At 56.0% G+C, this 23,942-nt stretch carries 16 protein-coding genes; 13 read left to right on the top strand and 3 right to left on the bottom strand.

The features are described from left to right. The first annotated feature begins 3 nt into the window (after positions 1–3). The 5 genes from bcsZ to ACMGG1_RS23480 all read left to right on the top strand — a co-directional run bounded on the left by bcsZ (position 4) and on the right by ACMGG1_RS23480 (position 10,183). Entirely contained in the window at positions 4–1,116 is a 1,113-nt protein-coding gene (bcsZ, locus tag ACMGG1_RS23500; protein WP_048762510.1) for a cellulose synthase complex periplasmic endoglucanase BcsZ, read from the top strand. After that, a complete protein-coding gene (gene bcsC / locus ACMGG1_RS23495) occupies positions 1,098–4,571 on the top strand; it encodes a cellulose synthase complex outer membrane protein BcsC (protein ID WP_414161054.1) in 3,474 nt (1,157 codons plus the stop codon). The genes bcsZ and bcsC overlap by 19 nt, the downstream gene beginning before the upstream one ends. Positions 4,572–4,818: 247 nt before the next feature. Beyond that, positions 4,819–6,825, top strand: a complete 2,007-nt coding sequence (hmsP, locus tag ACMGG1_RS23490; protein WP_116691469.1) for a biofilm formation regulator HmsP — start codon at positions 4,819–4,821, stop codon at positions 6,823–6,825. A 295-nt stretch (positions 6,826–7,120) separates the two neighbouring features. Next, positions 7,121–8,410, top strand: coding sequence for a dicarboxylate/amino acid:cation symporter (locus tag ACMGG1_RS23485; RefSeq protein WP_020824742.1), 1,290 nt, complete (start codon positions 7,121–7,123; stop codon positions 8,408–8,410). Positions 8,411–8,689: 279 nt separating this feature from the next. Continuing rightward, positions 8,690–10,183 (top strand): M16 family metallopeptidase, encoded by a 1,494-nt coding sequence (locus ACMGG1_RS23480; RefSeq protein ID WP_020824743.1) that lies wholly within the window; start codon positions 8,690–8,692, stop codon positions 10,181–10,183. 27 nt (positions 10,184–10,210) lie between these two features. Here the strand turns inward: ACMGG1_RS23480 and ppiC are convergent, their stop codons facing one another. Beyond that, positions 10,211–10,492: a peptidylprolyl isomerase PpiC gene (gene ppiC / locus ACMGG1_RS23475; protein ID WP_041415145.1), complete on the bottom strand. Its 282-nt coding sequence runs from the start codon at positions 10,490–10,492 to the stop codon at positions 10,211–10,213. A gap of 109 nt (positions 10,493–10,601) precedes the next feature. Between ppiC and rep the strand changes: the two genes are divergently transcribed. Next, a complete protein-coding gene (gene rep / locus ACMGG1_RS23470) occupies positions 10,602–12,626 on the top strand; it encodes a DNA helicase Rep (RefSeq protein WP_046374755.1) in 2,025 nt (674 codons plus the stop codon). A gap of 179 nt (positions 12,627–12,805) precedes the next feature. Here the strand turns inward: rep and ppx are convergent, their stop codons facing one another. Then, a complete protein-coding gene (ppx, locus tag ACMGG1_RS23465) occupies positions 12,806–14,302 on the bottom strand; it encodes an exopolyphosphatase (RefSeq protein ID WP_020824746.1) in 1,497 nt (498 codons plus the stop codon). Between the two features lie 6 nt (positions 14,303–14,308). Then, a complete protein-coding gene (rhlB, locus tag ACMGG1_RS23460) occupies positions 14,309–15,595 on the bottom strand; it encodes an ATP-dependent RNA helicase RhlB (protein WP_020824747.1) in 1,287 nt (428 codons plus the stop codon). A 117-nt stretch (positions 15,596–15,712) separates the two neighbouring features. On the opposite strand from rhlB, the gene trxA reads away from it, so the two are divergent. The 7 genes from trxA (at position 15,713) to rffG (ending at position 23,903) form a co-directional block, all read left to right on the top strand. Next, a complete protein-coding gene (gene trxA / locus ACMGG1_RS23455) occupies positions 15,713–16,039 on the top strand; it encodes a thioredoxin TrxA (protein ID WP_020824748.1) in 327 nt (108 codons plus the stop codon). Positions 16,040–16,616: 577 nt separating this feature from the next. Continuing rightward, positions 16,617–17,876, top strand: coding sequence for a transcription termination factor Rho (gene rho, locus ACMGG1_RS23450; protein WP_004950874.1), 1,260 nt, complete (start codon positions 16,617–16,619; stop codon positions 17,874–17,876). Positions 17,877–18,191: 315 nt separating this feature from the next. Then, on the top strand, positions 18,192–19,289 hold the full coding sequence (gene wecA, locus ACMGG1_RS23445) for a UDP-N-acetylglucosamine--undecaprenyl-phosphate N-acetylglucosaminephosphotransferase (RefSeq protein WP_115057947.1): 1,098 nt from the start codon (positions 18,192–18,194) through the stop codon (positions 19,287–19,289). A gap of 20 nt (positions 19,290–19,309) precedes the next feature. Beyond that, a complete protein-coding gene (wzzE, locus tag ACMGG1_RS23440; protein ID WP_041414104.1) occupies positions 19,310–20,362 on the top strand; it encodes an ECA polysaccharide chain length modulation protein in 1,053 nt (350 codons plus the stop codon). Between the two features lie 84 nt (positions 20,363–20,446). Beyond that, entirely contained in the window at positions 20,447–21,580 is a 1,134-nt protein-coding gene (gene wecB, locus ACMGG1_RS23435) for a non-hydrolyzing UDP-N-acetylglucosamine 2-epimerase (protein ID WP_122080551.1), read from the top strand. Continuing rightward, on the top strand, positions 21,577–22,839 hold the full coding sequence (gene wecC, locus ACMGG1_RS23430) for a UDP-N-acetyl-D-mannosamine dehydrogenase (protein ID WP_020824752.1): 1,263 nt from the start codon (positions 21,577–21,579) through the stop codon (positions 22,837–22,839). Before wecB ends, wecC begins: the two co-directional genes overlap by 4 nt. Continuing rightward, complete coding sequence (rffG, locus tag ACMGG1_RS23425) at positions 22,830–23,903, top strand: dTDP-glucose 4,6-dehydratase (RefSeq protein ID WP_414161053.1); 1,074 nt, start codon at positions 22,830–22,832, stop codon at positions 23,901–23,903. Before wecC ends, rffG begins: the two co-directional genes overlap by 10 nt. Positions 23,904–23,942: the final 39 nt, after the last annotated feature.

Raw genomic sequence — 23,942 nt, 5'->3', positions numbered from 1 at the left:
GCCATGCCTGCGAGGTTGAAGCGTCTGACCATCGGCATGCTGCTGCTGTGCGCATTCAGCGCGGCGGCAGCCTGTGAATGGCCGGCCTGGCAACAGTACAAACAGTTTTATATCAGTGAGCAGGGACGAGTGATCGATCCGAGCAGTCCTAACCGAATCACCACCTCGGAAGGCCAGAGTTACGGACTGTTCTTCGCGCTGGTGGCAAACGATCGGCCTGCTTTCGATCAATTGCTGACATGGACGGAAAACAATCTGGCCGCGGGCGACCTCAGTGCGCATTTGCCCGCCTGGTTGTGGGGCGAAAACGAACAAAAACAGTGGACTGTGCTAGACAGCAATTCGGCATCCGATGCCGACCTGTGGATTGCCTACAATTTGCTGGAAGCCGGTCGGTTGTGGAAAAGTCGCCGTTATCAAACCCTTGGCACCCTGTTGTTGCAACGTATCGCTCGTGAAGAAGTGGCGGATATCCCGGGGCTGGGGTTGATGCTGTTACCGGGCAAAGTCGGCTTCGTGGCGGAAGATCGCTGGCGCCTCAATCCGAGCTATTTACCCCCGCAACTGCTGGCACGTTTTGCCGTGCTGAATGGCCCATGGCGGAAGATGCAGCAAACCAACCAGCGGTTGTGGTTGGAAACCGCGCCGCACGGCTTTTCGCCGGACTGGGTGGTGTGGCAGGTCGGCAAAGGCTGGCAACCGGATACCGTCAAACCGAATATCGGCAGTTATGACGCCATCCGGGTTTATTTGTGGGCCGGCATGCTGGCGGACGACGATGAACATAAGGCGGCGTTGCTCAAGCAACTGCAACCTATGGCGCAGCTAACGGCTCAGCAAGGCGTGCCGCCGGAGAAAACCGACACTGCCAGCGGTAAAACCCACGGCGATGGTCCGGTGGGTTTCTCGGCGTCGATGTTGCCGATGTTGGCGCACGAGCCAGAGGCCTTGCAGGTGCAGCGCCAACGTATCAAACAAAACCCGCCTGGCGATCGGGCCTATTTCAGCGCCTCGTTGGCGCTGTTTGGTCAGGGATGGGATCAACAACGTTATCGTTTTAATCGGCAGGGTGAACTTCAACCCTCCTGGGGCGGCCAATGCGTAACTTCCGAATAAACTGGCTGGGCCTGGTGCCTTTAAGCCTGGCGATGCTGCCACAGGCGCAGGGAGCAGAAACCGTTGCGCCGGAACAATGGCTGCTGGAGCAGGTGCGGGTTGGCGAGGCCGGCAACAAAGATGAGTTGGTTCGCCAGTCGCTCTACCGGCTTGAACTGATGGATCCGAATAACCCAGAGGTGATTTCCGCGCGTATGCGTTTGGCATTGCGACAGGGCAATTTGGCATTGGCACAGCAGCAGTTGGATAAGCTGAAACAGATTGCGCCGCAGTCAAGTAGCTATCGGCAGGCGGAAATGAACATGCTGCTTACCCAGCCGGAAACCCGCCAAAAGCTGCAGCAGGCGCGGCTGATGGCGACCGCCGGGCGTTTGCCGGAGGCGAAAGCGCAGTATGACGAGCTGTTCCACGGCGATCCGCCGACGTTGGAGTTGGCGGTGGAATACTGGCGGTTGGTCGCGCGATTGCCGGGGCAGGAAGCCGCGGCGCTGAAACAGTTACAGACGCTGGATCAGCAATATTCCGGCAACGTGCCGCTGCGCATGTCGCTGGCGCGGATGCTATTTAGCCAAGACCGCGACGCGCAGGCCTATGATCTTTTGCAGAAAGTAGCTGCCGATCCTGCCGGACGCGGAGATGCCGCCGATCTGTGGCTGGAGAAAGTCAAAGCGATGCCGGTCAGTCCGCAGAGCGTTGCTGCCCTTAACCGTTTTCTTGGCGTTTTTGAAACCGGCGATCAGGCGGTCAGCGCCCGACAAGAACTGGCCCGGCAGCAGGCGCTGCTGTCGGATCCTGCCTACCAGGCGCGGGTGCGCGGGCTGGCGCAGGTGGACAAGGGCGGCAGTCGTGCCGCCATTCCAGAGTTGAAAAAAGCGTTGGCGGCTTCACCCAACGACGCCGACGTGCTGGGCGCGCTTGGGCAAGCCTATTCCCGCGTCGGTAATCGTCCACAGGCGCTGAGCCTGTTTCGTCAGGCCCTGCAGGCCGATAAAAGCGGCTACGGCAGCAGTAAATGGCAGAGCCTGATCAAGAGCAACAGTTACTGGCTGGCGGTGGATGAAGGTGACAAGGCGCTGAAAGCCGGTAATTTGGTGCTGGCACAGCAAAAATACCAACAGGCGCGACAGATAGACAACGGTGACAGCAGTGCGGTAATTGGCTTGGGCGACGTTGCGGTGGCGCGTAAAGATGATGCTGCCGCCGAACGTTTCTACCAGCAGGCGCTGCGGTTGGATCCCGGCAGCGGCAGTGCGGTACGCGGTCTGGTGAATATTTATCAGCGCCAGTCGCCGGAAAAGGCGCTGGCCTATCTCAACAGCCTGCCACGCGGCCAGCAAAACAAGCTGCGCAGCACGCTGGAGGGTTTGCAGCTCGATATGCTCAAGCAGCAGGCCGACCAGCTCGTACAGCAAAAGCAGTGGCATCAGGCGGCGGAGAAATACCGTCGTGCCCAGCAGATGGATCCTGATGACGTCTGGCTGACTTACCACTATGCGCAGACGCTGCGTCAGGCCGGGCAGCCGGAACAGGCAGATGCTCTGTTCAGTCGACTGGCGCAAAAACAGCGTGCGAATCCGCAGTTGGCATACGCCTATGCGCTGTATCTCTCCGGCAGCGATCGTGATACTCAGGCGTTGGCACAGCTGAATACCCTGCCCGCCGCGCAGTGGAACGACAATATGCGCGAACTGGCGCAGCGCTCGAAGATGCAGGCGACGCTGGAACATGCCGATCGGTTACGTACTGCGGGCGATGAGCCGGGGGCGGTGGCTTATCTGCGCCGCCAGCCGGCGGATACCCGCATTGATCTCCAGTTGGCCGACTGGGCGCTGGCGCGCGGTGAATATGACGCCGCACTGGCTGACTATCAGCGCGTACGGACGCGTGAGCCGAACAACCCGGATGCCAGGTTGGGTGAAATAGAAGCCTATGTAGCGCAGGGCAAGCTGAGTGAAGCACGTCAGCGGCTGCAAACCGCCGCGCCGGACCCGAGCGAATCAGACAACAGCGGGCGGCGGGTGGCTAACGCCTGGTATGCCGTTGGTGAATCGCAAAAAGCGACCGAGATTTTTACCCGGCTGAAAACGACGGCGCAGCTAGCGCCACCCAGCCAGGCGAAGGCGCTGATTTATCGCGATGCGGCACGGCTCGAACGTGATCAACAGCAGCCGGTGCTGGCCCAGCAGGATTATAAACAGGCGATGGTCGCCAGCGGTATTGCCCCGAGTGTGCCGCAGGATAACGACAGTTACACCTACCTGACGCGCAACAATCCGACAGATGACTGGCTTAAACGGGGCATTCGTTCGGACGCGGCGGATCTGTACCGCCAGCAAGACGTGAATGTCACCCTCGACCATGATTATTGGAGCTCCAGTGGCACGGGTGGCATCTCCGATTACAAAGCGCATGACACCATGTTACAGGTCGATATGCCGTGGTATGACGGGCGGGCGTTTTTCCGTTCCGATACCGTACAGTTGGATGCCGGCAGCTTCTCCACCGACGGCAGCGGCAAATATTACGAAACCTTCGGTACCTGCAATACTCAGGGGTGCAGCGGCGATGAGCGTCAGAAAACCACCGGCACCAGCGTGGCCGTGGGATGGAAAAACGATCGCTGGGCGGGGGATATCGGCACCACACCAATGGGCTTTGAGGTGGTTGACTGGGTCGGTGGACTGGCCTACAGCAATGACTGGAACCACATTGGTTGGACGTTGGCGGCCTCGCGCCGTCCCATTTCCAGCTCATTGCTGGCGTTCGGCGGCACCAAGGACCCAAATACCGGTACCACCTGGGGCGGCGTGCGCGCGACTGGGGTCAGCCTTAGCGCCAGTTACGACCGCGGCGAAGCGCACGGTGTCTGGGCCGACCTCAGCGCACATCAGTTAACCGGCAAAAACGTTGAAGACAATCAGCGTGAGCGCTTTATGGCCGGCTATTACTATAAGTTGATCAACGAAGATAATCGCCGCGTCACCGTCGGTCTGAACACCATGCTGTGGCACTACCAGAAGGATTTGAGCGGTTATTCTCTCGGTCAGGGGGGCTATTACAGCCCGCAGCAATATATGTCGCTGGCGATACCGGTAAACTATCGCCAACGTACTGATAATTGGTCCTGGGAGCTGGGCGGTTCGGTGTCGTTGTCCCATTCGAAAACCAACAGCCAGCGGCGTTACCCGCTGCAGGGGCTGATCCCGGATTCGCTGCCGGACAAGTTTGCCGTCGAGGATGGCAGCTCTTCTTCCGGCGTCGGCTATACCCTGCGGGCGATTGTCGAACGGCGTCTCAGTTCGCACTGGACACTCGGTGCCGGCATCGACATCCAGCAGGCAAAAGACTATACCCCGAGCCACGCTTTGATTTATCTGCGCTATTCGCTGGCCGGTTGGCAGGGTGACCTGGATTTACCGCCGCAACCGCTGACGCCTTACGCCGACTTCAAGTAACCCCGCTGAGGGAGATTCGGAGTGTCGGCACAGAGGAGTTTTGCTACCCTGTGTACAGGCTGTGTCCCACAATTGGCTGTGGCGCGCAGCCTTTCATTAGGAAAAGACTGAAACCCTCGTTTTTCTTGGTTTTGCCCTGGGCATGAAGAGATAAAAACAGTCAACAATCGAGTATACTCAGACCGGTTCAAGGGATGGGTATTATTCATCCCTTTTTTATTTCAGCCCGAATTAGCGGAGAGCAGGTTTGCGGGTCAGGCGCTCATTAACGATTAAACAGATGGCAACGGTGTCCGGTGTGGCGCTGGTGACGATCTGTATCTTTATCGTGATCCAGTTATTCCATTTTGTGCAGCAGCGCAGGGATGACTATGCCCAGCAACTGGAAAATATCGCTCATTCGGTACGCCAGCCGCTGGCGGAAGCCGTGCTGCGCATGGACGTGCCGGAAACGAAGAAGGTGCTGAATACGCTGTTGCCGGTAGGGATCCTGACGCGCGCGGATATCGTGCTGCCGAACGAATTTCAGGCACTGCACGCCAACTTCCCGCCGGAACGTCCGGTACCGACAATGATCGCCCGCCTGTTCGAGTTGCCGATCCAGATTTCCGTTCCTCTCTATTCGCTGGAACGCGTGCCGGCCAACCCGCAGCCATTGGCTTATCTGGTGCTGCAGGCCGATTCGTTCCGCATGTATCAATTTATTCTCAGCATGCTGTCGACCATGTTGTCGACCTATTTGCTGCTGGCCTTGATTTTGTCGGTCGCCATTAGCTGGTGTATGAACCGGCTGATGGTGCATCCGCTACGCGCGATGGCCAAAGAGCTGGAAAACATTTCCCAGGAAGAGGCGCCTTATCATCAACTGATGTTGCCGGCGCTGCACCAGGACGATGAGCTGGGCTTGCTGGTGCGTAACTACAACCGCAATCAGCAGCGGCTGGCCAAAGCCTATGCCGAACTGAGCCGCATGAGCACTCGCCATCCGGTCACTGAGTTGCCAAATCAGGCGCTGTTCACCGCGCTGTTGGAACAGCACATTGCTTCCAGCCTGCGGCCCGAGCGTTTCAATCTGCTGGTAATCGGCATTGAAACGTTGCACGAGGCCTCTGGCGTACTTAATCCGACGATGCGTGAAGCGCTGTTGTTGACGCTGGCGAAGAAATTACGTGAATGCATTGATGAAAACGGCGTGCTGGCGCAGTTAAGCAATACCGAATTCGCCATTCTGGCTAAAGGCGTTGAACGGCCGTTCCACGCCATGCAGTTGGCCCGCCGCATCATGGCGCAGATCAATGCGCCGCTGAGCCTGCAGGAAATGCCGCTGCGGCCCAGCGCCAGTATCGGTATCGCCCATTACCTGAACGCAGGGGAGAGCGCGGAGCAGCTGTTGCGTAGCGCCACTTCGGCGATGATGTCGGCGCATCGCGAAGGCAAAAATCAGGTGTTGTTCTTCGAACCGAGCCTGACGGAACGCACCCAAAAGCGTCTGACGCAGGAAAGTGAGATCTTGCATGCCATTGAGCAGCGTCGTTTCACCCTGTTCCTGCAGCCGCAGATAGATATGCAGTCCAACGCGGTGATCGGCGCGGAAGCATTACTTCGTTGGCAGCAGTACGACGGCAGCTTTACCTTGCCGGCAGACGTCATTCCATTGGCTGAAGAGCTCGGGGTGATTGTGCCGCTGGGTAACTGGGTACTGGAAGAGGCTTGCCGCATCCTGGCGGATTGGCAGACTCGGGGGATCACCCTGCCGCTGGCGGTAAACGTGTCGCCAATCCAGATGCAGCATGAGAATTTTGTCCCGCATCTGAAAAGCCTGCTGGCCCAGCATCGAATTGACCCGCGCAAGCTGCTGCTGGAAATTACCGAAACGGTGCGCATTGACGACCTCGATCGTGCGTTGGCGCTGCTGCGGGAACTGCACGATCTGGGGCTTTCCATCGCGTTGGACGATTTCGGCATGGGCTATTCCAGCCTCAATTACCTCAATCGATTGAAATGCTTGCCGATAGATTTGATTAAAATCGACAAGAGCTTTATTCAGGGACTGCCGATGGACGACGCGATGGTGCGCATCGTCAGTTCGATTTCCGAGGTGCTGGCGCTGCCGGTGATGGCCGAAGGCGTCGAGAATGCCGAACAACGCGATTGGCTGCTGCAGCACGGTATTCATAGCGGTCAGGGGTTTTTGTTTGCCCGTCCGTTGCCGCGCAGCGAATTTGAAGCCGAGTTCTGCCCGCCGCCAGCCTGATTTCCCTCTTGAGCCTTTTGCGGCGGGCGGCATCCACGTTGCCCGCTGGCCCTCTGGCTTGAAATACCCCGCTTTATCTACCCCTTTTGCGTTAGTGCAAAGAAAGGGTTACATCCTTTACAGCCTTGCATTCGGGCTGGCGCGTTTCAGCTCTTAAATTCGTATCAACATGTATCTATTGGTGCAACAAATTATTTCCATGTTGTTAGGCGGGTGTTATTTTCCGCGCAAGCGATGAACAGGCGAGATAACCATAACACCGCCTGGTGCGTGTCTTCCCCCAAAGGATGTCCATATGAAACTCACTATCTTTAAAAGCCTCTATTTTCAGGTGCTGACGGCGATTACGCTGGGTGTCCTGCTTGGCCATTTCTATCCTGACATTGGCGCACAGATGAAACCTCTGGGCGACGGATTCGTTAAGCTGATTAAAATGATCATCGCTCCGGTGATCTTCTGTACCGTGGTGACCGGCATCGCGGGCATGGAAAGCATGAAGGCCGTTGGCCGTACCGGTGCGATCGCACTGCTTTATTTTGAAATCGTCAGTACCATTGCGCTGCTGATCGGTTTGCTGATTGTCAACCTAGTACAGCCGGGTGCCGGGATGAACATCGATCCGGGTACGCTGGATGCCAAAGCGGTGGCGGTCTACGCCGAGCAGGCTCAGCAGCAGGGCATCATTCCATTCTTGCTGGATATCATTCCGGGTAGCGTCATCGGCGCCTTCGCCAGCGGTAACATCTTGCAGGTGTTGCTGTTTGCCGTGCTGTTCGGCTTCGCCCTGCACCGCCTGGGTGAGAAAGGCCAGTTAATCTTCAACGTGATCGACAGTTTCTCCCGCGTGATTTTCGGCATTATCAATATGATTATGCGTCTGGCGCCGCTGGGGGCCTTCGGGGCGATGGCATTCACCATCGGTAAATATGGCGTGGGCACGCTGCTGCAGCTTGGCCAGTTGATTGCCTGTTTCTATATCACCTGCGTTCTGTTCGTGGTGGTGGTGCTGGGCTCCATTGCTCGTGCCAACGGCTTCAGCATTTTCAAATTCGTTCGCTATATAAAAGAAGAGCTGTTGATCGTGCTCGGGACCTCTTCTTCCGAGTCGGTGCTGCCGCGCATGCTCGATAAAATGGAGAAGCTGGGTTGTAAGAAATCGGTGGTGGGCCTGGTTATTCCTACCGGCTACTCTTTTAACCTGGACGGCACATCGATTTACCTGACCATGGCGGCGGTGTTTATCGCGCAGGCGACCAACACCCATATGGATATCGTGCATCAGGTGACGCTGCTGGTGGTGCTGTTGCTGTCTTCGAAAGGGGCTGCGGGCGTGACCGGCAGCGGCTTTATCGTGCTGGCGGCGACCATTTCTGCCGTGGGCCACCTGCCGCTGGCCGGCCTGGCGCTGATTCTGGGCATTGACCGCTTCATGTCTGAAGCCCGCGCCCTGACCAACCTGGTCGGTAACGGTGTGGCTACGGTGGTGGTGGCTAAATGGTGTAAACAGCTGGACGAAAAACAGCTGCAAGACACCCTGTCCAACAAGCCGGGGGCAGGTGCCGACAAAACGCTGCCTTCAGCCTGATTTAATCCTCAAATCACCGGTTGCAGCCGCAGCCGGTGACGTTTTATCCCCCCGCGTAATGATTTCTTGCATTTAAAAACCGCTTATCCATTATTTTTCACCCTAATGAGTGACATCCGCAAAGGCGCGCGGTCTAACTCGATGGTACACTTTCTGCTTTCCGCCCCACCGTGAAACTCAGGGCGTTTTTATAGGCTGTGCGTTATGGCCTAATATTCCGGCGAATGGAATATCCGCATTTGCATAAAGAAATTGGATAGTCATTAAGTAGGGGTTCACATGCAGGGCACCAGAATTCATCTCATCGTAGGTGGGCTGCTGTTGGCTGCAGCCAACAGCAGCGTGCAGGCCGAAGCACTGCAACCCGATCCTGCCTGGCAGCAGGGGGCACTGGCCAACGGGTTTTCATGGCAGATACTGGATACACCGCAGCGGCCGAGCGACCGTGTAGAGCTGCGGTTAATGGTTAATACCGGCTCGCTGGTCGAGTCCTCACAGCAGATCGGCTTTGCCCATCTGCTGCCGCGCCTGTCTTTAGCGCGCAGCGAAAGCTTTACGCCACCGCAGTTGCGTTCACTGTGGCAGCAGAGCGTGGATCCTGAGCGGCCTTTGCCGCCGGCCATCAGTTCTTACGATTTCACCATGTATAATCTCAGCTTGCCGAATAACCGCCCAGACTTGCTGAAAGAAGCGCTGGCGTGGCTTTCCGACACCACCGGCAAACTGGCGATCGACGAGCATACCGTGCATGCGGTAATAAACTCCAATGTCGATCCGGTGGGCACTTTCCCGCCGAACCCGAAAGATGCCTGGTGGCGATACCGCCTGAAAGGCTCGACGCTGTTGGCGCACGATCCGGCCCAGCCACCGAAGCGACCGGTGAATGTCGATCAACTGAAAAAATTCTACCAGCAATGGTATACCCCGGACGCCATGACGCTGTACGTGGTGGGCAAGGTAGACAGCCGCAGCCTGGGCGAACAAATCAACAAGGCCTTCTCGCCGCTGAAAGGCAAGCGTGAAACGCCGGCCACCATGCCGACGCTGACGCCGCTGCCACCGCAGCCGGTCAGCCTGATCAGCGAGCAGGTCAAGCAGGATACGCTGTCGATCATGTGGGATGCGCCATGGCACCCGATCCGCGATTCGCAGAATTTGAGCCGCTACTGGCGTGGAGATATGGCCCGCGAGGCGCTGTTCTGGCATCTCCAGCAGGTGCTGGAAAAGAGTGACCAGAAAAACCTGCATCTGGGCTTTGATTGCCGCGTGCAATACCAGCGTGCCCAATGCGCAATTCATCTCGACACGCCGAATAACAACCTGAACAACAGCCTGGGCTTTATCGCTCGCGAATTGGCTAATGTGCGTAACAACGGGCTGTCGCAGGATGAGTTTAACGCCCTGCTGGCGCAGAAAACCGATCAGTTGAGCAAGTTGTTCGCGACCTATGCCCGCACCGATACGGACGTGCTGATGAGCCAACGCCTGCGTTCACAGCAGAGCGGCGTCGTAGATATCGCACCGGAGCAGTATCAGAAACTGCGCCAGGAGTTCTTGAGCGGATTGACGCTGGAAGCGCTGAATCAGGAGCTGAAACTTCAGCTTTCTCAGGATGCGACGCTGGTGTTGATGCAGCCGAAGGGCGAACCGGAAATGAGCATGAAGCAGTTACAGGAAACCTATAACGGCATTATGTCTCCGGCTCCGGCCGTGGTGTCGGAGGAGGTCAAACCGGCCGATACCGCACCGGCCCCGGAAACCAGCGCACAATAACGGCTGAGGGGGCGTTTGCCCCCTCACTCAGTTGCGGTACAGCACCTTGATGATGTGGTAGCCAAACTGGGTTTTCACCGGGCCGTAGGGCTTCAGCAGCGGAATGCTGAACACCGCTTTATCGAAGGCCGCCACCATGGTGCCCTTGTTGAATTCGCCCAGCGAGCCGCCGTTGCGCTTTGACGGGCAAGTTGAGTATTTGCGCGCCAGCGTGTCAAAACTGACGCCGCGTTTAAGCTTGGCCAGCAGTTCTTCAGCCAGTTTTTCGTTATCTACCAGAATGTGCAGGGCGCACGCCGTCTTTGCCATGGTATTGCCTTTATCGATACAGAAATTGCGCTGATTATACCCGTTAAATCTCATCGGCGCTTTCTGCTACAATCCCCTTCCACGTTATAAAGTCGAGCAATAAAGCGCCATGCGATTAAACCCCAGCCAACAACAAGCCGTCGAATTCGTTACCGGGCCCTGCCTGGTGCTGGCCGGTGCAGGTTCCGGCAAGACGCGCGTCATCACCAACAAGATTGCTCACCTGATCCATAATTGTGGCTATCAGGCGCGACACATCGCCGCCGTGACCTTTACCAATAAGGCCGCGCGTGAGATGAAAGAACGTGTGGCGCAAACCATGGGGCGCAAAGAGGCGCGCGGTTTGATGATTTCCACGTTCCACACCCTGGGGTTGGAAATCATCAAGCGGGAATATGCCGCGCTGGAGATGAAATCCAACTTCTCGCTGTTCGACGATCAGGACCAGTTGGCGCTGCTGAAAGAGCTGACCGAAAAATGGCTGGAGAATGACAAGACGCTGGTGGCGCAGCTGATTTCCACCATCTCCAATTGGAAGAATGATCTGGTCGATCCCAGGAAGGCGATGGAGCTGGCGCGCTCTGAACGCGACAAGCTGTTCGCGCATTGCTACGGTCTGTATCACGCGCACATGCGTGCTTGTAACGTATTGGATTTCGACGATTTAATTCTGTTACCGACCCTGCTGTTGCAGCGCAATGAAGAGGTGCGCGAGCGTTGGCAGAACCGAATCCGCTACCTGTTGGTGGACGAATATCAGGACACCAACACCAGCCAATACGAGCTGGTAAAACTGTTGGTGGGTAACCGTGCGCGTTTCACCGTGGTGGGGGATGACGATCAGTCAATCTACTCCTGGCGCGGTGCGCGCCCGCAGAACCTGGTGCTGTTGAAGGAAGACTTCCCGGCGCTGCAGGTGATTAAGCTGGAGCAGAACTACCGTTCGAGCGAGCGAATTCTGAAGGCGGCGAACATTCTGATCGCCAATAACCCGCACGTGTTTGAAAAACGGCTGTTTTCCGAACTGGGTTATGGCGAAGAGCTGAAGGTGGTGACCGCCAATAATGAGGATCACGAGGCCGAGCGCGTAGTGGGTGAACTGATAGCTCACCATTTCGTGAAGAAAACCAACTACGGCGATTATGCGATCCTCTACCGCGGCAACCATCAGTCGCGGCTGTTTGAAAAAATGCTGATGCAGAACCGCATTCCCTACAAGATCTCCGGCGGCACCTCGTTTTTCTCGCGGCCGGAAATCAAGGATCTGCTGGCCTACCTGCGCGTCCTGACCAATCAGGATGATGACAGCGCCTTCCTGCGCATCGTCAATACGCCAAAACGCGAGATTGGCCCGGCGACGTTGCAAAAGCTGGGTGAATGGGCAAACCAACGCAATAAAAGCCTGTTCCGTGCCAGTTTTGATCTTGGATTGAGCCAGCACCTGACCGGACGGGGGCTTGAGTCTTTGCAACGCTTCACTCACTGGCTGGACGGCATCGCCCAACTGGCGGAGCGCGAGCCGGTGGCTGCGGTGCGTGACCTGATCCACGGTGTAGATTACGAGAGCTGGCTGTTCGAAACCTCTCCCAGCCCGAAAGCCGCCGAAATGCGCATGAAAAACGTCAATACGCTGTTCGGCTGGATGACGGAAATGCTGGAAGGCAGCGAGCTGGATGAGCCGATGACGCTGACCCAGGTGGTGACGCGCTTTACCCTGCGGGACATGATGGAACGCGGTGAAAGCGATGAAGAGCTGGATCAGGTACAACTGATGACGCTGCATGCCTCCAAAGGATTGGAGTTCCCCTATGTGTTTCTGGTGGGGATGGAGGAAGGGTTATTGCCGCATCAGAGCAGCATTGACGAAGATAACGTTGATGAAGAGCGACGCCTGGCCTACGTAGGCATCACTCGCGCCCAAAAGGAGCTGATTTTCACTCTGTGCCGCGAGCGTCGTCAATATGGCGAGTTGGTTCGCCCGGAGCCGAGCCGTTTCTTGTTGGAACTGCCGCAGGATGACCTGGCGTGGGAAAGTGAGCGCAAAGTGGTCAGTCCGCAGGAAAGGATGCAAAAAGGGCAGAGCCATCTGGCCAATATTCGTGCTCAGTTGGCCAAGGCCAAGGGCGGAAACTAGAAGAAAGGGCGCGGTTAGCGCCCTCAGATGGCTGACAAAGTCCTTTGCAGTTAAACGTCCTGACCTTGGGCTAATAAAAACAAAGGATTATGTCTTCTGATTTACCCCCAAACATCCGAAAACCACGTTTTTCGGGTGTTTGTCATCAGACTAAGGGCGCGGTTAGCGCCCTTGTCATTTTAACGTTGCTCTTCCAGTATCAGCGGCCAGTGAACGTAACTTTGCCAATGGCTTTCCTGCTCCAGCGCTTCTGCCCGTAACGGGTGCTGCTCCAGCCAGCCAGGCGGCAGGATCACCGTCAGCTCGTCATCATGATTGGCGCGCAGACGCACCGCAGGCAGCGTGTCGTCGCGGCGACGGCTGGCAAAGATGATCGCCAGGCGTAAAATCCGGCATAAACGTTGCGCCGTACGTGGCGGCAGGGCGTTTTGCTGGCTCAGCAGTGGCAAGTCGAGGGTGTTGCTCTGGTTTTGTAGCAGGGTGGCTAACAGTTTTTTCTGTGCCGGAGTGAAACCGGGTAAATCCAGATGGCGGATCAGGTAGGCGGCGTGTTGCGGCGCCTGCTTGAAATCAACGCTGAGGCCGATTTCGTGGATCAGACAGGCGCTGTGCAATAACTCGCGACATCGAGCGTCCAACTGCCATTCATTGCTCACCTGCTGCGAGAAATTGGCGGCCAGTTGGCTGACGCGCTCGGCCTGCTCGGTATCCAACAGATAACGCCGTTGCAGGTTGCGAATGGTGCGGCTGCGGATATCCTGTTCGACCGGCAAATGCAGCATGCCGTAAACCAGACCTTCGCGTAGCGCACCGCCGGCCAACATCATGCTTTCAATGCCCAACTCCTGGAAGATCGCCAGCAGAATGGACAGCCCGCTTGGGAATACCAAGGCGCGCTCCAGCGTTAACCCTTCAATTTCCAGTTCTTCCAGCTTGCCGCACTGAATGGCGCGCTGTTTCAATTGGCGCAGTTTGGACAGGGTGATGCGTTCATCCATGCCCTGCGCCACCATAATTTCCTGCAGCGCCTGGACGGTGCCGGAAGCGCCGACGCAGATTTGCCAGCCGTGCTGACGCAGCTGCGGTGCTATCGGGCGCACCATTTCACGCGCAGCCTGTTCGGCCCGCTCGAAGTTTTCCTGCCCCAGATTACGATCGGTGAAGAACCGCTCCAGCCAGGTGACACAGCCCATCGACAGGCTATACAACTGAGCGGCCTGCGCACCGGTCCCCGTGACCAGCTCTGTGCTGCCGCCGCCGATATCGACCACCAAACGTTGGTCCGGACCGCCGGTGGTATGGGCTACACCGTGGTAAATCAGGCGCGCTTCTTCCTCGCCGCTGATCACCTGGATCGGGCATCCGAGAATCTGCTCGGCGGTCTGCAGGAATTCATCGGCATTGGACGCCAGCCGCAGCGTGGCCGTGGCGACCACGCGAATTTGCTCGCGAGGGATGTCCTGCAGGCGTTCGGCGAACAGCTTCAGGCATTGCCATCCGCGTTGCATGGCCTCATGCGACAGAAGGTTGTTCTGATCCAGTCCGGCCGCCAGACGCACTTTGCGCTTGATGCGCGCCAGGGTCTGAATACTGCCGGCCACCTCGCGCACCACCAACATGTGGAAGCTGTTGGAGCCGAGATCGATAGCGGCATAAAGTGCGCTGGAACTGAGCATTGTCTATCAGCCTGAACGTTTACGGTTGTTGCGCGGCGCACCGCCACGACGTGGCGCTGAGTTACGACGTGGACCGTTGCCGCCGCGTGGGCGAGCCAGGCGTTTCGGCGCAGGCAGGTCAGTCAGTAACGCATCGCTGTTGTACTTGCTCACCGGAATGCTGTGGCCGGTATAGGTTTCGATCGCCGGCAGATTGAGCGCGTACTCTTCGCAGGCCAGGCTGATGGAATGGCCACTTTCGCCAGCACGGCCGGTACGACCGATACGGTGGACGTAGTCTTCGCAGTCGTCAGGCAAGTCGTAGTTGAATACGTGCGTCACCAACGGGATGTGCAGACCGCGAGCGGCGACGTCGGTGGCGACCAGAATATCCAGGTTGCCCTTGGTGAAATCGTCGAGAATGCGCAGGCGTTTTTTCTGCGCCACATCGCCGGTCAACAGGCCTACGCGGTGACCATCGGCGGCCAGGTGGCCCCAGACGTCTTCACAGCGGTGCTTGGTGTTGGCGAAGATGATACAGCGGTCTGGCCACTCTTCTTCGATCAACGTCTGCAGCAGACGCATCTTTTCTTCGTTAGAAGGGTAGAACAGCTCTTCTTTAATGCGGTGGCCGGTTTTTTGTTCCGGTTCCACTTCGACATATTCAGCGTTGTTCATCTGCTCGAAAGCCAGTTCGCGTACGCGATAGGACAGGGTGGCAGAGAACAGCATGTTCAGGCGTTGATCGACCGCAGGCATGCGGCGGAACAACCAGCGAATGTCTTTGATAAAGCCCAGATCGTACATACGGTCGGCTTCATCCAGTACCACGACCTGAATTGCGCCCAGATCGATATAGTTCTGTTTGGCGTAATCGATCAAACGACCGGTAGTACCGACCAGGATATCCACGCCGCTTTCCAGCACTTTCAGCTGTTTGTCGTAGCCGTCGCCGCCATACGCCAGGCCAAGTTTCAGGCCGGTGGATTGGGACAGGGCTTCCGCGTCGGAGTGGATCTGTACCGCCAGTTCACGCGTTGGCGCCATGATCAAGGCGCGCGGCTGGTTGGTCTGGCGATCCTGTTTCGCCGGGTGAGAAAGCAAATAGTGAAAAGTAGACGCTAAAAATGCCAGCGTCTTTCCGGTACCGGTTTGCGCCTGACCTGCAACGTCACGCCCGGAGAGCGTGAGCGGCAATGCTAACGCCTGGATAGGCGTGCAATGTTGAAACCCTTTCTTTTCAAGGGCTTCAAGGACTAACGGGTGCAGGGCGAAGTCGGAAAACTTCTGTTCGGTCAAGTGTGTTTTGCTCATAGTGTGGTAGAATATCAGCTAACTATTGCTTTACGAAAGCGTATCCGGTGAAATAAAGTCACCTTAGGTTGGTTAATGCTACACCAACAAGGTAGACACAATCCTTTGGAGTAGAACATGAGCGATAAAATTATTCACCTGACTGACGGCAGCTTCGAAAACGACGTGCTGAAAGCTGAAGGGCCAATCCTGGTCGATTTCTGGGCTGAATGGTGTGGACCGTGCAAGATGATTGCTCCGATTCTGGATGAGATTGCCGAGGAGTTCGAAGGCAAGCTGACCATCACCAAGCTGAATATCGACCAAAACCCGGCAACCGCACCTAAGTACGGTATCCGTGGTATCCCTACGCTGTTGCTGTTCAAGAACGGTGAAGTGGCCGCGACCAAGGTTGGTGCGCTGTCCAAAGGCCAGCTCAAAGATTTCCTTAACGCGAATCTGTAATCGGGCGGGATGCCCTATGCCCAAGGGGTCTGACGTCGCGGTAAAAAAGCCACGAAGTGAGAGACTGCGGGGATATACAGGCGTCTAGCGGGGATGTTCAATTCACCGCTAGACGCCTGCCAAGAAGCGTGTTAAGTTTAACCATACTGCATATAGAACTTGCCCGAAGTTTTAAATCTAAAGAGTCTAAATCTAAAGCTTTACTCTGTGTTGAACCGCTGGCGTTGAAAGAAAAAATGAACTCAGCCCGTGTTTTAACAATCAAACGGTTTTGCAAAATCAATTTTAAGGTACCTTCGATCTTAAACCGTCAATGCGCGCGTCCTCTGTAAGCCATTTCTTACCGTGACGGCTCAGCGCCCGGCGATCGAACGTCCAGTAAACAGGCACGAATATCCAAAGGATTTCAAGGTGTGGCCCGTCGGCAACCGAACGAATCTCTGCAGCTTAGTCCGCTAAGTGGCGGGGTAAGCAAGGAAGGCCAAGGCAACCACCAGAAAGACGAAAGATATATCCCGCTGCCATACCATTCACGATACAAGTTCGAGACATACCCCGAGTTTAAGAACCCACCACTATGAATCTTACCGAATTAAAGAATACGCCGGTTTCTGAGCTGATTACTCTCGGCGAAAATATGGGGCTGGAAAACCTTGCCCGCATGCGCAAGCAGGACATTATCTTCTCTATCCTTAAGCAGCATGCGAAAAGTGGAGAAGATATCTTCGGCGATGGCGTGTTGGAGATATTGCAGGATGGATTTGGTTTCCTCCGCTCTGGAGACAGCTCCTACCTTGCAGGCCCCGACGACATCTACGTATCCCCCAGCCAAATCCGCCGTTTTAACCTCCGTACAGGTGACTCCGTTTCCGGTAAGATTCGTCCGCCAAAAGAAGGCGAGCGCTACTTTGCCCTGTTGAAAGTTAACGAAGTTAACTACGACAAACCGGAAAACGCCCGCAGCAAGATCCTGTTCGAGAACTTAACCCCACTGCATGCCAACTCCCGTCTGCGGATGGAACGCGGTAACGGTTCAACCGAAGACCTGACGGCTCGCGTGCTGGATCTGGCCTCGCCGATTGGCCGTGGTCAGCGTGGTCTGATTGTTGCTCCGCCGAAAGCAGGTAAAACCATGCTGCTGCAGAACATTGCACAAAGCATCGCTTACAACCATCCAGACTGCGTGTTGATGGTTCTGCTGATTGACGAACGTCCGGAAGAAGTTACCGAGATGCAGCGTCTGGTTAAGGGCGAAGTTATCGCTTCTACCTTTGACGAGCCGGCTTCCCGCCACGTCCAGGTTGCAGAAATGGTGATCGAGAAGGCCAAGCGCCTGGTTGAGCACAAGAAAGACGTTATCATCCTGCTCGACTCCATCACTCGCCTGGCGCGTGCCTACAACACCGTAGTACCGGCTTCCGGTAAAGTGTTGACCGGTGGTGTGGATGCCAATGCCCTGCATCGTCCCAAGCGTTTCTTCGGTGCGGCACGTAACGTTGAGGAAGGCGGCAGCCTGACCATCATCGCTACCGCGCTGGTCGACACCGGGTCAAAAATGGACGAGGTTATCTACGAAGAGTTTAAAGGTACTGGCAACATGGAATTGCATCTGGCGCGTAAAATCGCCGAGAAGCGCGTATTCCCTGCGATTGACTACAACCGCTCCGGTACCCGTAAAGAAGAATTACTCACCACGTCTGAAGAACTGCAGAAAATGTGGATCCTGCGTAAAATTATTCACCCAATGGGCGAAATTGACGCAATGGAATTCCTCATTAACAAGTTGGCCATGACCAAAACCAACGATGAATTCTTCGATATGATGAAGCGCTCATAAATGACGATGCGCTCATAATTGAGTAAAAAATTCAGAGAACGCCACGCCTAGTCGTGGCGTTTTTTGCTTTTGGCAGATACGATAAGTAACAGAAATGGAAACGTAAGTTATTTTCATGGCTTACTGAGAATTCATCTTATTTGCGGTCGGCGTTTCGTCGTTCGCACATTGTTACTGTTTAAACGGCAGACAGAAGCGTTGGAATAAGAATGAATGGCTGTTGTCATAGGAAATGACTGAAAGGTAGCGGGACCTCATGGCGCGACCTGTCGCCCGTGTTAAGCTGCCTTATCTTCTACAGAGATCTTGTTAACTGTGAACTTACTCACTATGAGTACTGAAATTCTATTTGTTTTCCTGTTTTCCTTGGCTTTTCTCTTTGTTGCTCGCAAAGCAGCAAAACGTATTGGACTGGTTGATAAACCTAATTACCGCAAACGTCATCAGGGGTTGATCCCACTTGTCGGAGGTATTTCTGTTTACGCCGGGCTGTGCTTCGCTTTCTTGATCTCTGACCAAACGATTGCGCACGGAAAACTCTACCTCGCCTGTGCGGGGTTATTAGTGTTTGTTGGTGCTCTCGACGATCGTTTCGATATCAGCGTTAAAATTCGTGCGCTGGTCCAGGCATTGGTCGGCATTGCGATGATGGTGTTTGCCGGGCTCTACCTGCGCAGTTTTGGTCATGTGCTTGGCGACTGGGAAATGCAACTGGGGCCGTTCGGCTATCTGGTCACGCTGTTTGCCGTTTGGGCGGCTATCAACGCCTTTAACATGGTAGACGGCATTGATGGCCTGCTGGGCGGGCTTTCGTGCGTTTCTTTCGGTGCGCTGGGCGTGCTGTTGTACCTGAGCGGCCACTCCGATTTGGCCTTCTGGTGCTTCGCGATGATTGCCGCTATCGTTCCTTATATCCTGCTTAACCTCGGCATTCTTGGCCGACGTTACAAGGTGTTTATGGGGGATGCCGGCAGTACGCTGATCGGTTTCACCGCAATTTGGCTGCTGCTGCAAAGTTCACAGGGTAAAGCCCATTCCATCAATCCTGTTACCGCCCTGTGGATTATCGCTATTCCATTGATGGACATGATTGCGATCATGTATCGACGCTTACGCAAAGGGATGAGCCCCTTCTCCCCAGACCGTCAACACATTCACCATCTGATTATGCGCGCTGGCTTTACGCCACGGCAGGCCTTCGTGCTGATTACCCTGGCGGCGGCGCTGCTGGCGGCCATCGGCGTGATCGGCGAACGTCTTACTTTTATCCCTGAATGGGTAATGTTGGCATTATTTTTGCTTGCCTTCTTCTTGTACGGTTACTGCATTAAGCGCGCCTGGCGTGTTGCACGTTACATTAAGCGTATCAAACGGCGCCTGCGCCGTTCGAACGACAATAAGCAAGAATCCTAACCAGAGGCTTTTGGGCAGTGATGAATCCAGAAACAACGTCTGACAAGACTATCCCGGCAGTGGATAACGAACTCGATATTCGCGGCCTGTGCTGTACCCTGTGGCGCGGTAAGTCATGGATTATCGGTATTGCGGTACTGTTCGCCGTAGTGGCGCTGGTGGTGTCCTACCTGGTGAAACAGGAGTGGAGCGCGGCGGCGATTACCGATCGGCCAACGGTGAATGCGTTGGGGGGGTATTATTCCCAGCAACAGTTCCTGCGTAATCTGGATGTGCGCACTCTGCCGGCGGCGGCTACCGAGCAACCGGGCATCGCTGACGAAGCCTATAATGAATTTATTATGCAGCTGGCGGCTTACGATACGCGCCGAGATTTCTGGCTGCAGAGCGATTATTACAAACAGCGCCAGGAAGGCGACGCGGGCGCCGATGCGGCCTTGCTCGACGAGCTGATTAACAATATCCAGTTTACGCCGCGTGACGACAAAAAAGTGCCGAACGACGGTGTGAAACTGACGGCGGAAACGGCGGTAGATGCCAATCGCCTGCTGCGTCAGTACGTGGCGTTTGCCAGCCACCGCGCGGCTCAGCATTTAAACGAAGAGATCCAGGGTGCCTGGGCGGCTCGTACCACGTCGATGAAAGCGCAGGTCAAGCGCCAGGAAGCGGTGGCAGAGGCCGTGTACAAGCGTGAGCTGAACACCATCCAACAGGCGTTAAAAATTGCCGAGACGCAGGGCATTAGCCGGACTCAGACCGATACCCCGGCAGAACAGCTGCCAGACTCCGATTTGTTCCTGCTGGGCAAGCCTATGCTGCAGGCGCGTCTGGAAGGATTACAGGCTTCGGGCCCAACCTTTGATTTGGACTACGACCAAAATCGCGCGATGCTGGCGACCCTGAACGTTGGCCCAACGCTGGACGAGAAATTTCAGACTTACCGCTATTTGCGGACCCCGGAAGAGCCGGTAAAACGTGACAGCCCACGTCGTGTATTCTGGTTGATCATGTGGGGCGCGATGGGCGCTTTGGTTGGCGCAGGTGTTGCCCTGGTGCGTCGGCCGCGTAAATAAAAATAATATAATAATTCGCTGATGGGCGTGAGAGCGCCCAATTCGCAGGTTCGCCTGCGGTTAACCGACCAAAAGAGATTCGCTGTGAAAGTGTTGACTGTTTTCGGCACCAGACCTGAAGCCATCAAAATGGCACCGCTGGTACATGCCCTGGCTCAGGATGAAGCCTTTGAATCAAGAGTCTGCGTGACGGCACAGCATCGTGAGATGTTGGATCAGGTATTGCGGTTATTTGAGATAGTGCCTGATTACGATCTGAACATCATGAAACCCGGCCAGGGATTAAGTGAGATCACCTGCCGCATCCTTGAAGGCCTGAAAGGCGTTCTTGAGGAATTCAAACCGGATGTGGTGTTGGTTCATGGCGATACCACCACCACGCTGGCCACCAGCCTGGCGGCATTTTATCAGCGTATCCCGGTAGGGCATGTAGAGGCGGGCCTGCGTACCGGCGACCTTTACTCCCCGTGGCCGGAAGAGGCTAACCGCAAGCTGACCGGCCATCTGGCGATGTACCATTTTGCCCCGACGGAAAACTCGCGACAGAACCTGTTGCGCGAACTGTTACCGGACGATCATATCTTCGTCACAGGCAACACGGTAATCGACGCGTTGTTCTGGGTACGCGATCGGGTGATGGGTGATGCGGCCTTGCATGACAGCCTGGCTCAACGCTACCCGTTCCTGGATGCCGACAATAAAAAGTTGATTCTGGTAACTGGGCATCGCCGCGAAAGCTTTGGCGGTGGGTTCGAGCGAATTTGCAGCGCGCTGGCAGAAATTGCCCGTACTCATCCTGAAGTGCAGGTGGTGTATCCGGTGCATCTCAACCCCAACGTCAGCGAGCCGGTCAACCGCATTCTGAAAGGGATTGATAATATCATCCTGATAGATCCCCAGGATTATTTGCCCTTTGTCTATCTGATGGCCAAGTCATATATGATCCTGACCGACTCTGGCGGCATTCAGGAGGAGGCACCATCATTAGGTAAGCCGGTGCTGGTGATGCGTGACACCACCGAGCGGCCGGAGGCGGTAGATTCTGGCACGGTGCGGCTGGTGGGTACCGACGTAGCAAAAATTGTTGATGCGGTTAACCGGCTGCTGACGGACGAAAACGAATATCACGCCATGAGCCGGGCGCATAACCCTTACGGTGACGGGCATGCCTGCCAGCGTATTCTGGAAGCTTTGAAGAATCATCAGGTGACACTATGAGTTTTAACACTATTTCGGTTATCGGCCTGGGTTATATCGGTCTGCCAACGGCGGCGGCGTTTGCCTCCCGCAAGAAAAAAGTGGTGGGCGTAGATGTTAACCAACATGCGGTGGATACCATTAACCGTGGTGCGATCCATATCGTTGAACCCGACCTGGATAAAGTGGTGAAAGACGCGGTCGACGGCGGCTATCTGCAGGCGGTGACCAAACCTCTGGCAGCGGATGCTTTCCTGATTGCGGTACCGACGCCGTTTAAAGGCGACCATGAGCCGGATCTGGCGTATGTCGAGGCCGCCGCCAAATCCTTGGCACCGGTGCTGAAAAAAGGCGATCTGGTGATCCTGGAGTCCACCTCGCCGGTGGGCGCGACCGAACAGATGGCGCAGTGGCTGGCAGAAGCGCGTAGCGATCTCAGTTTCCCGCAGCAGGCAGGTGAGGCCGCTGATGTGAATATTGCCTACTGTCCGGAGCGCGTGCTGCCGGGGCAGGTGATGGTTGAGCTGATTCAAAACGATCGGGTGATTGGCGGTATGACGCCAAAATGCTCGGAGCGCGCCAGCGAGCTGTACAAGATTTTCCTCGAGGGCGAGTGTGTGATTACCAATTCACGCACCGCTGAGATGTGCAAGCTGACCGAAAATAGCTTCCGCGATGTGAATATCGCCTTTGCCAATGAGCTGTCGTTGATTTGTGCCGATCAGGGCATCAATGTCTGGGAGCTTATCCGCCTGGCGAATCGCCATCCGCGGGTCAATATTTTGCAGCCTGGTCCCGGCGTCGGCGGCCACTGTATTGCGGTCGATCCTTGGTTTATTGTCTCGCAAAATCCGCAGCAGGCGCGTTTGATTCATACCGCGCGCCTGGTGAATGACGGAAAACCGCTGTGGGTGGTTGATCGTGTGAAAGCCGCAGTGGCTGACTGTCTGGCAGCAACCGATAAGCGTGCGTCGGAAGTGAAAATTGCCTGCTTCGGCCTGGCATTCAAGCCGAATATCGACGACCTGCGCGAAAGCCCGGCGGTGGAAGTGGCGCATTTAATTGCTGATTGGCACGTGGGTGAAACCCTGGTGGTGGAGCCGAACGTTGAGCAACTGCCGAAATCGCTGGCGGGCCATGTGACGCTGAAAGCGATGGCCGACGCGTTGCAGCAGGCGGACGTGATCGTGATGTTGGTCGATCATAAGCAATTCAAGGCAATCAGGCCGGAAGAGATCACGCAATCCTGGGTAGTAGATACCAAAGGGGTATGGCGTTGAAACGTATTTTAGTCACTGGGGGCGCCGGTTTTATCGGTTCCGCGGTCGTCAGGCATATTATTGAAGCCACGCGGGACAGCGTGGTGGTGGTGGATAAGCTGACTTACGCCGGCAACCTGGAATCGCTTGCGGTGATTGCTGATAGCGAACGCTATTCGTTCGAGCAGGTGGATATCTGCGATCGCGCGGCATTGGATCGGGTGTTTGCCCAATATCAGCCGGATGTGGTCATGCACCTGGCGGCGGAAAGCCATGTCGACCGTTCGATTGATGGCCCGGCGGCCTTTATCGAAACCAACGTGGTGGGAACCTACACCCTGCTGGAGGCGGCACGGCATTACTGGCAGCCGCTGGAGGCGGAGAAGAAGCAGAGCTTCCGTTTCCACCATATCTCCACCGACGAAGTGTATGGCGACTTGCACGGTACGGATGACTTGTTCACCGAAACCACACCTTACGCGCCAAGCAGCCCGTATTCGGCCTCCAAGGCGTCCAGCGACCATCTGGTCCGCGCCTGGCTGCGGACCTATGGCTTGCCGACGCTGGTCACCAACTGTTCCAACAACTACGGCCCGTACCACTTCCCGGAAAAACTTATCCCGCTGGTGATCCTCAATGCCGTTGCCGGCAAACCGTTGCCGGTGTATGGCAACGGTGCGCAGGTGCGTGACTGGCTGTATGTCGAAGACCATGCGCGCGCGTTGTATCAGGTCGTTACCGAAGGTGTGGTAGGGGAAACCTACAATATCGGTGGTCACAACGAGCGCAAGAATATTGAAGTAGTGCATACCATTTGCGATCTGCTGGAAGAACTGGCGCCGAACAAACCGCAGGGCGTGGCGCAATACCGCGATCTGATCACTTACGTCAAGGATCGCCCGGGCCATGATATGCGCTATGCGATCGACGCCGGGAAAATTGACCGGGAGCTGGGCTGGCACCCGCAAGAAACCTTTGAAAGCGGCATTCGCAAAACGGTTTCCTGGTACCTGAACAATGAAACCTGGTGGCGTCGCGTTCAGGATGGTTCCTATGCGGGTGAGCGTTTAGGTTTATCCGACTAAGTTTACCCGGGCTGCCTGAGTGGTGGCCCAGTGGATTCT

Source organism: Serratia sp. BNK-12 (genome assembly GCF_047456085.1).
Taxonomy (GTDB): Bacteria; Pseudomonadota; Gammaproteobacteria; order Enterobacterales; family Enterobacteriaceae; genus Serratia; species Serratia liquefaciens.
The sequence above is the reverse complement of the archived record's forward strand: the minus strand, read 5'-3'. Positions and strand labels throughout refer to the sequence as shown.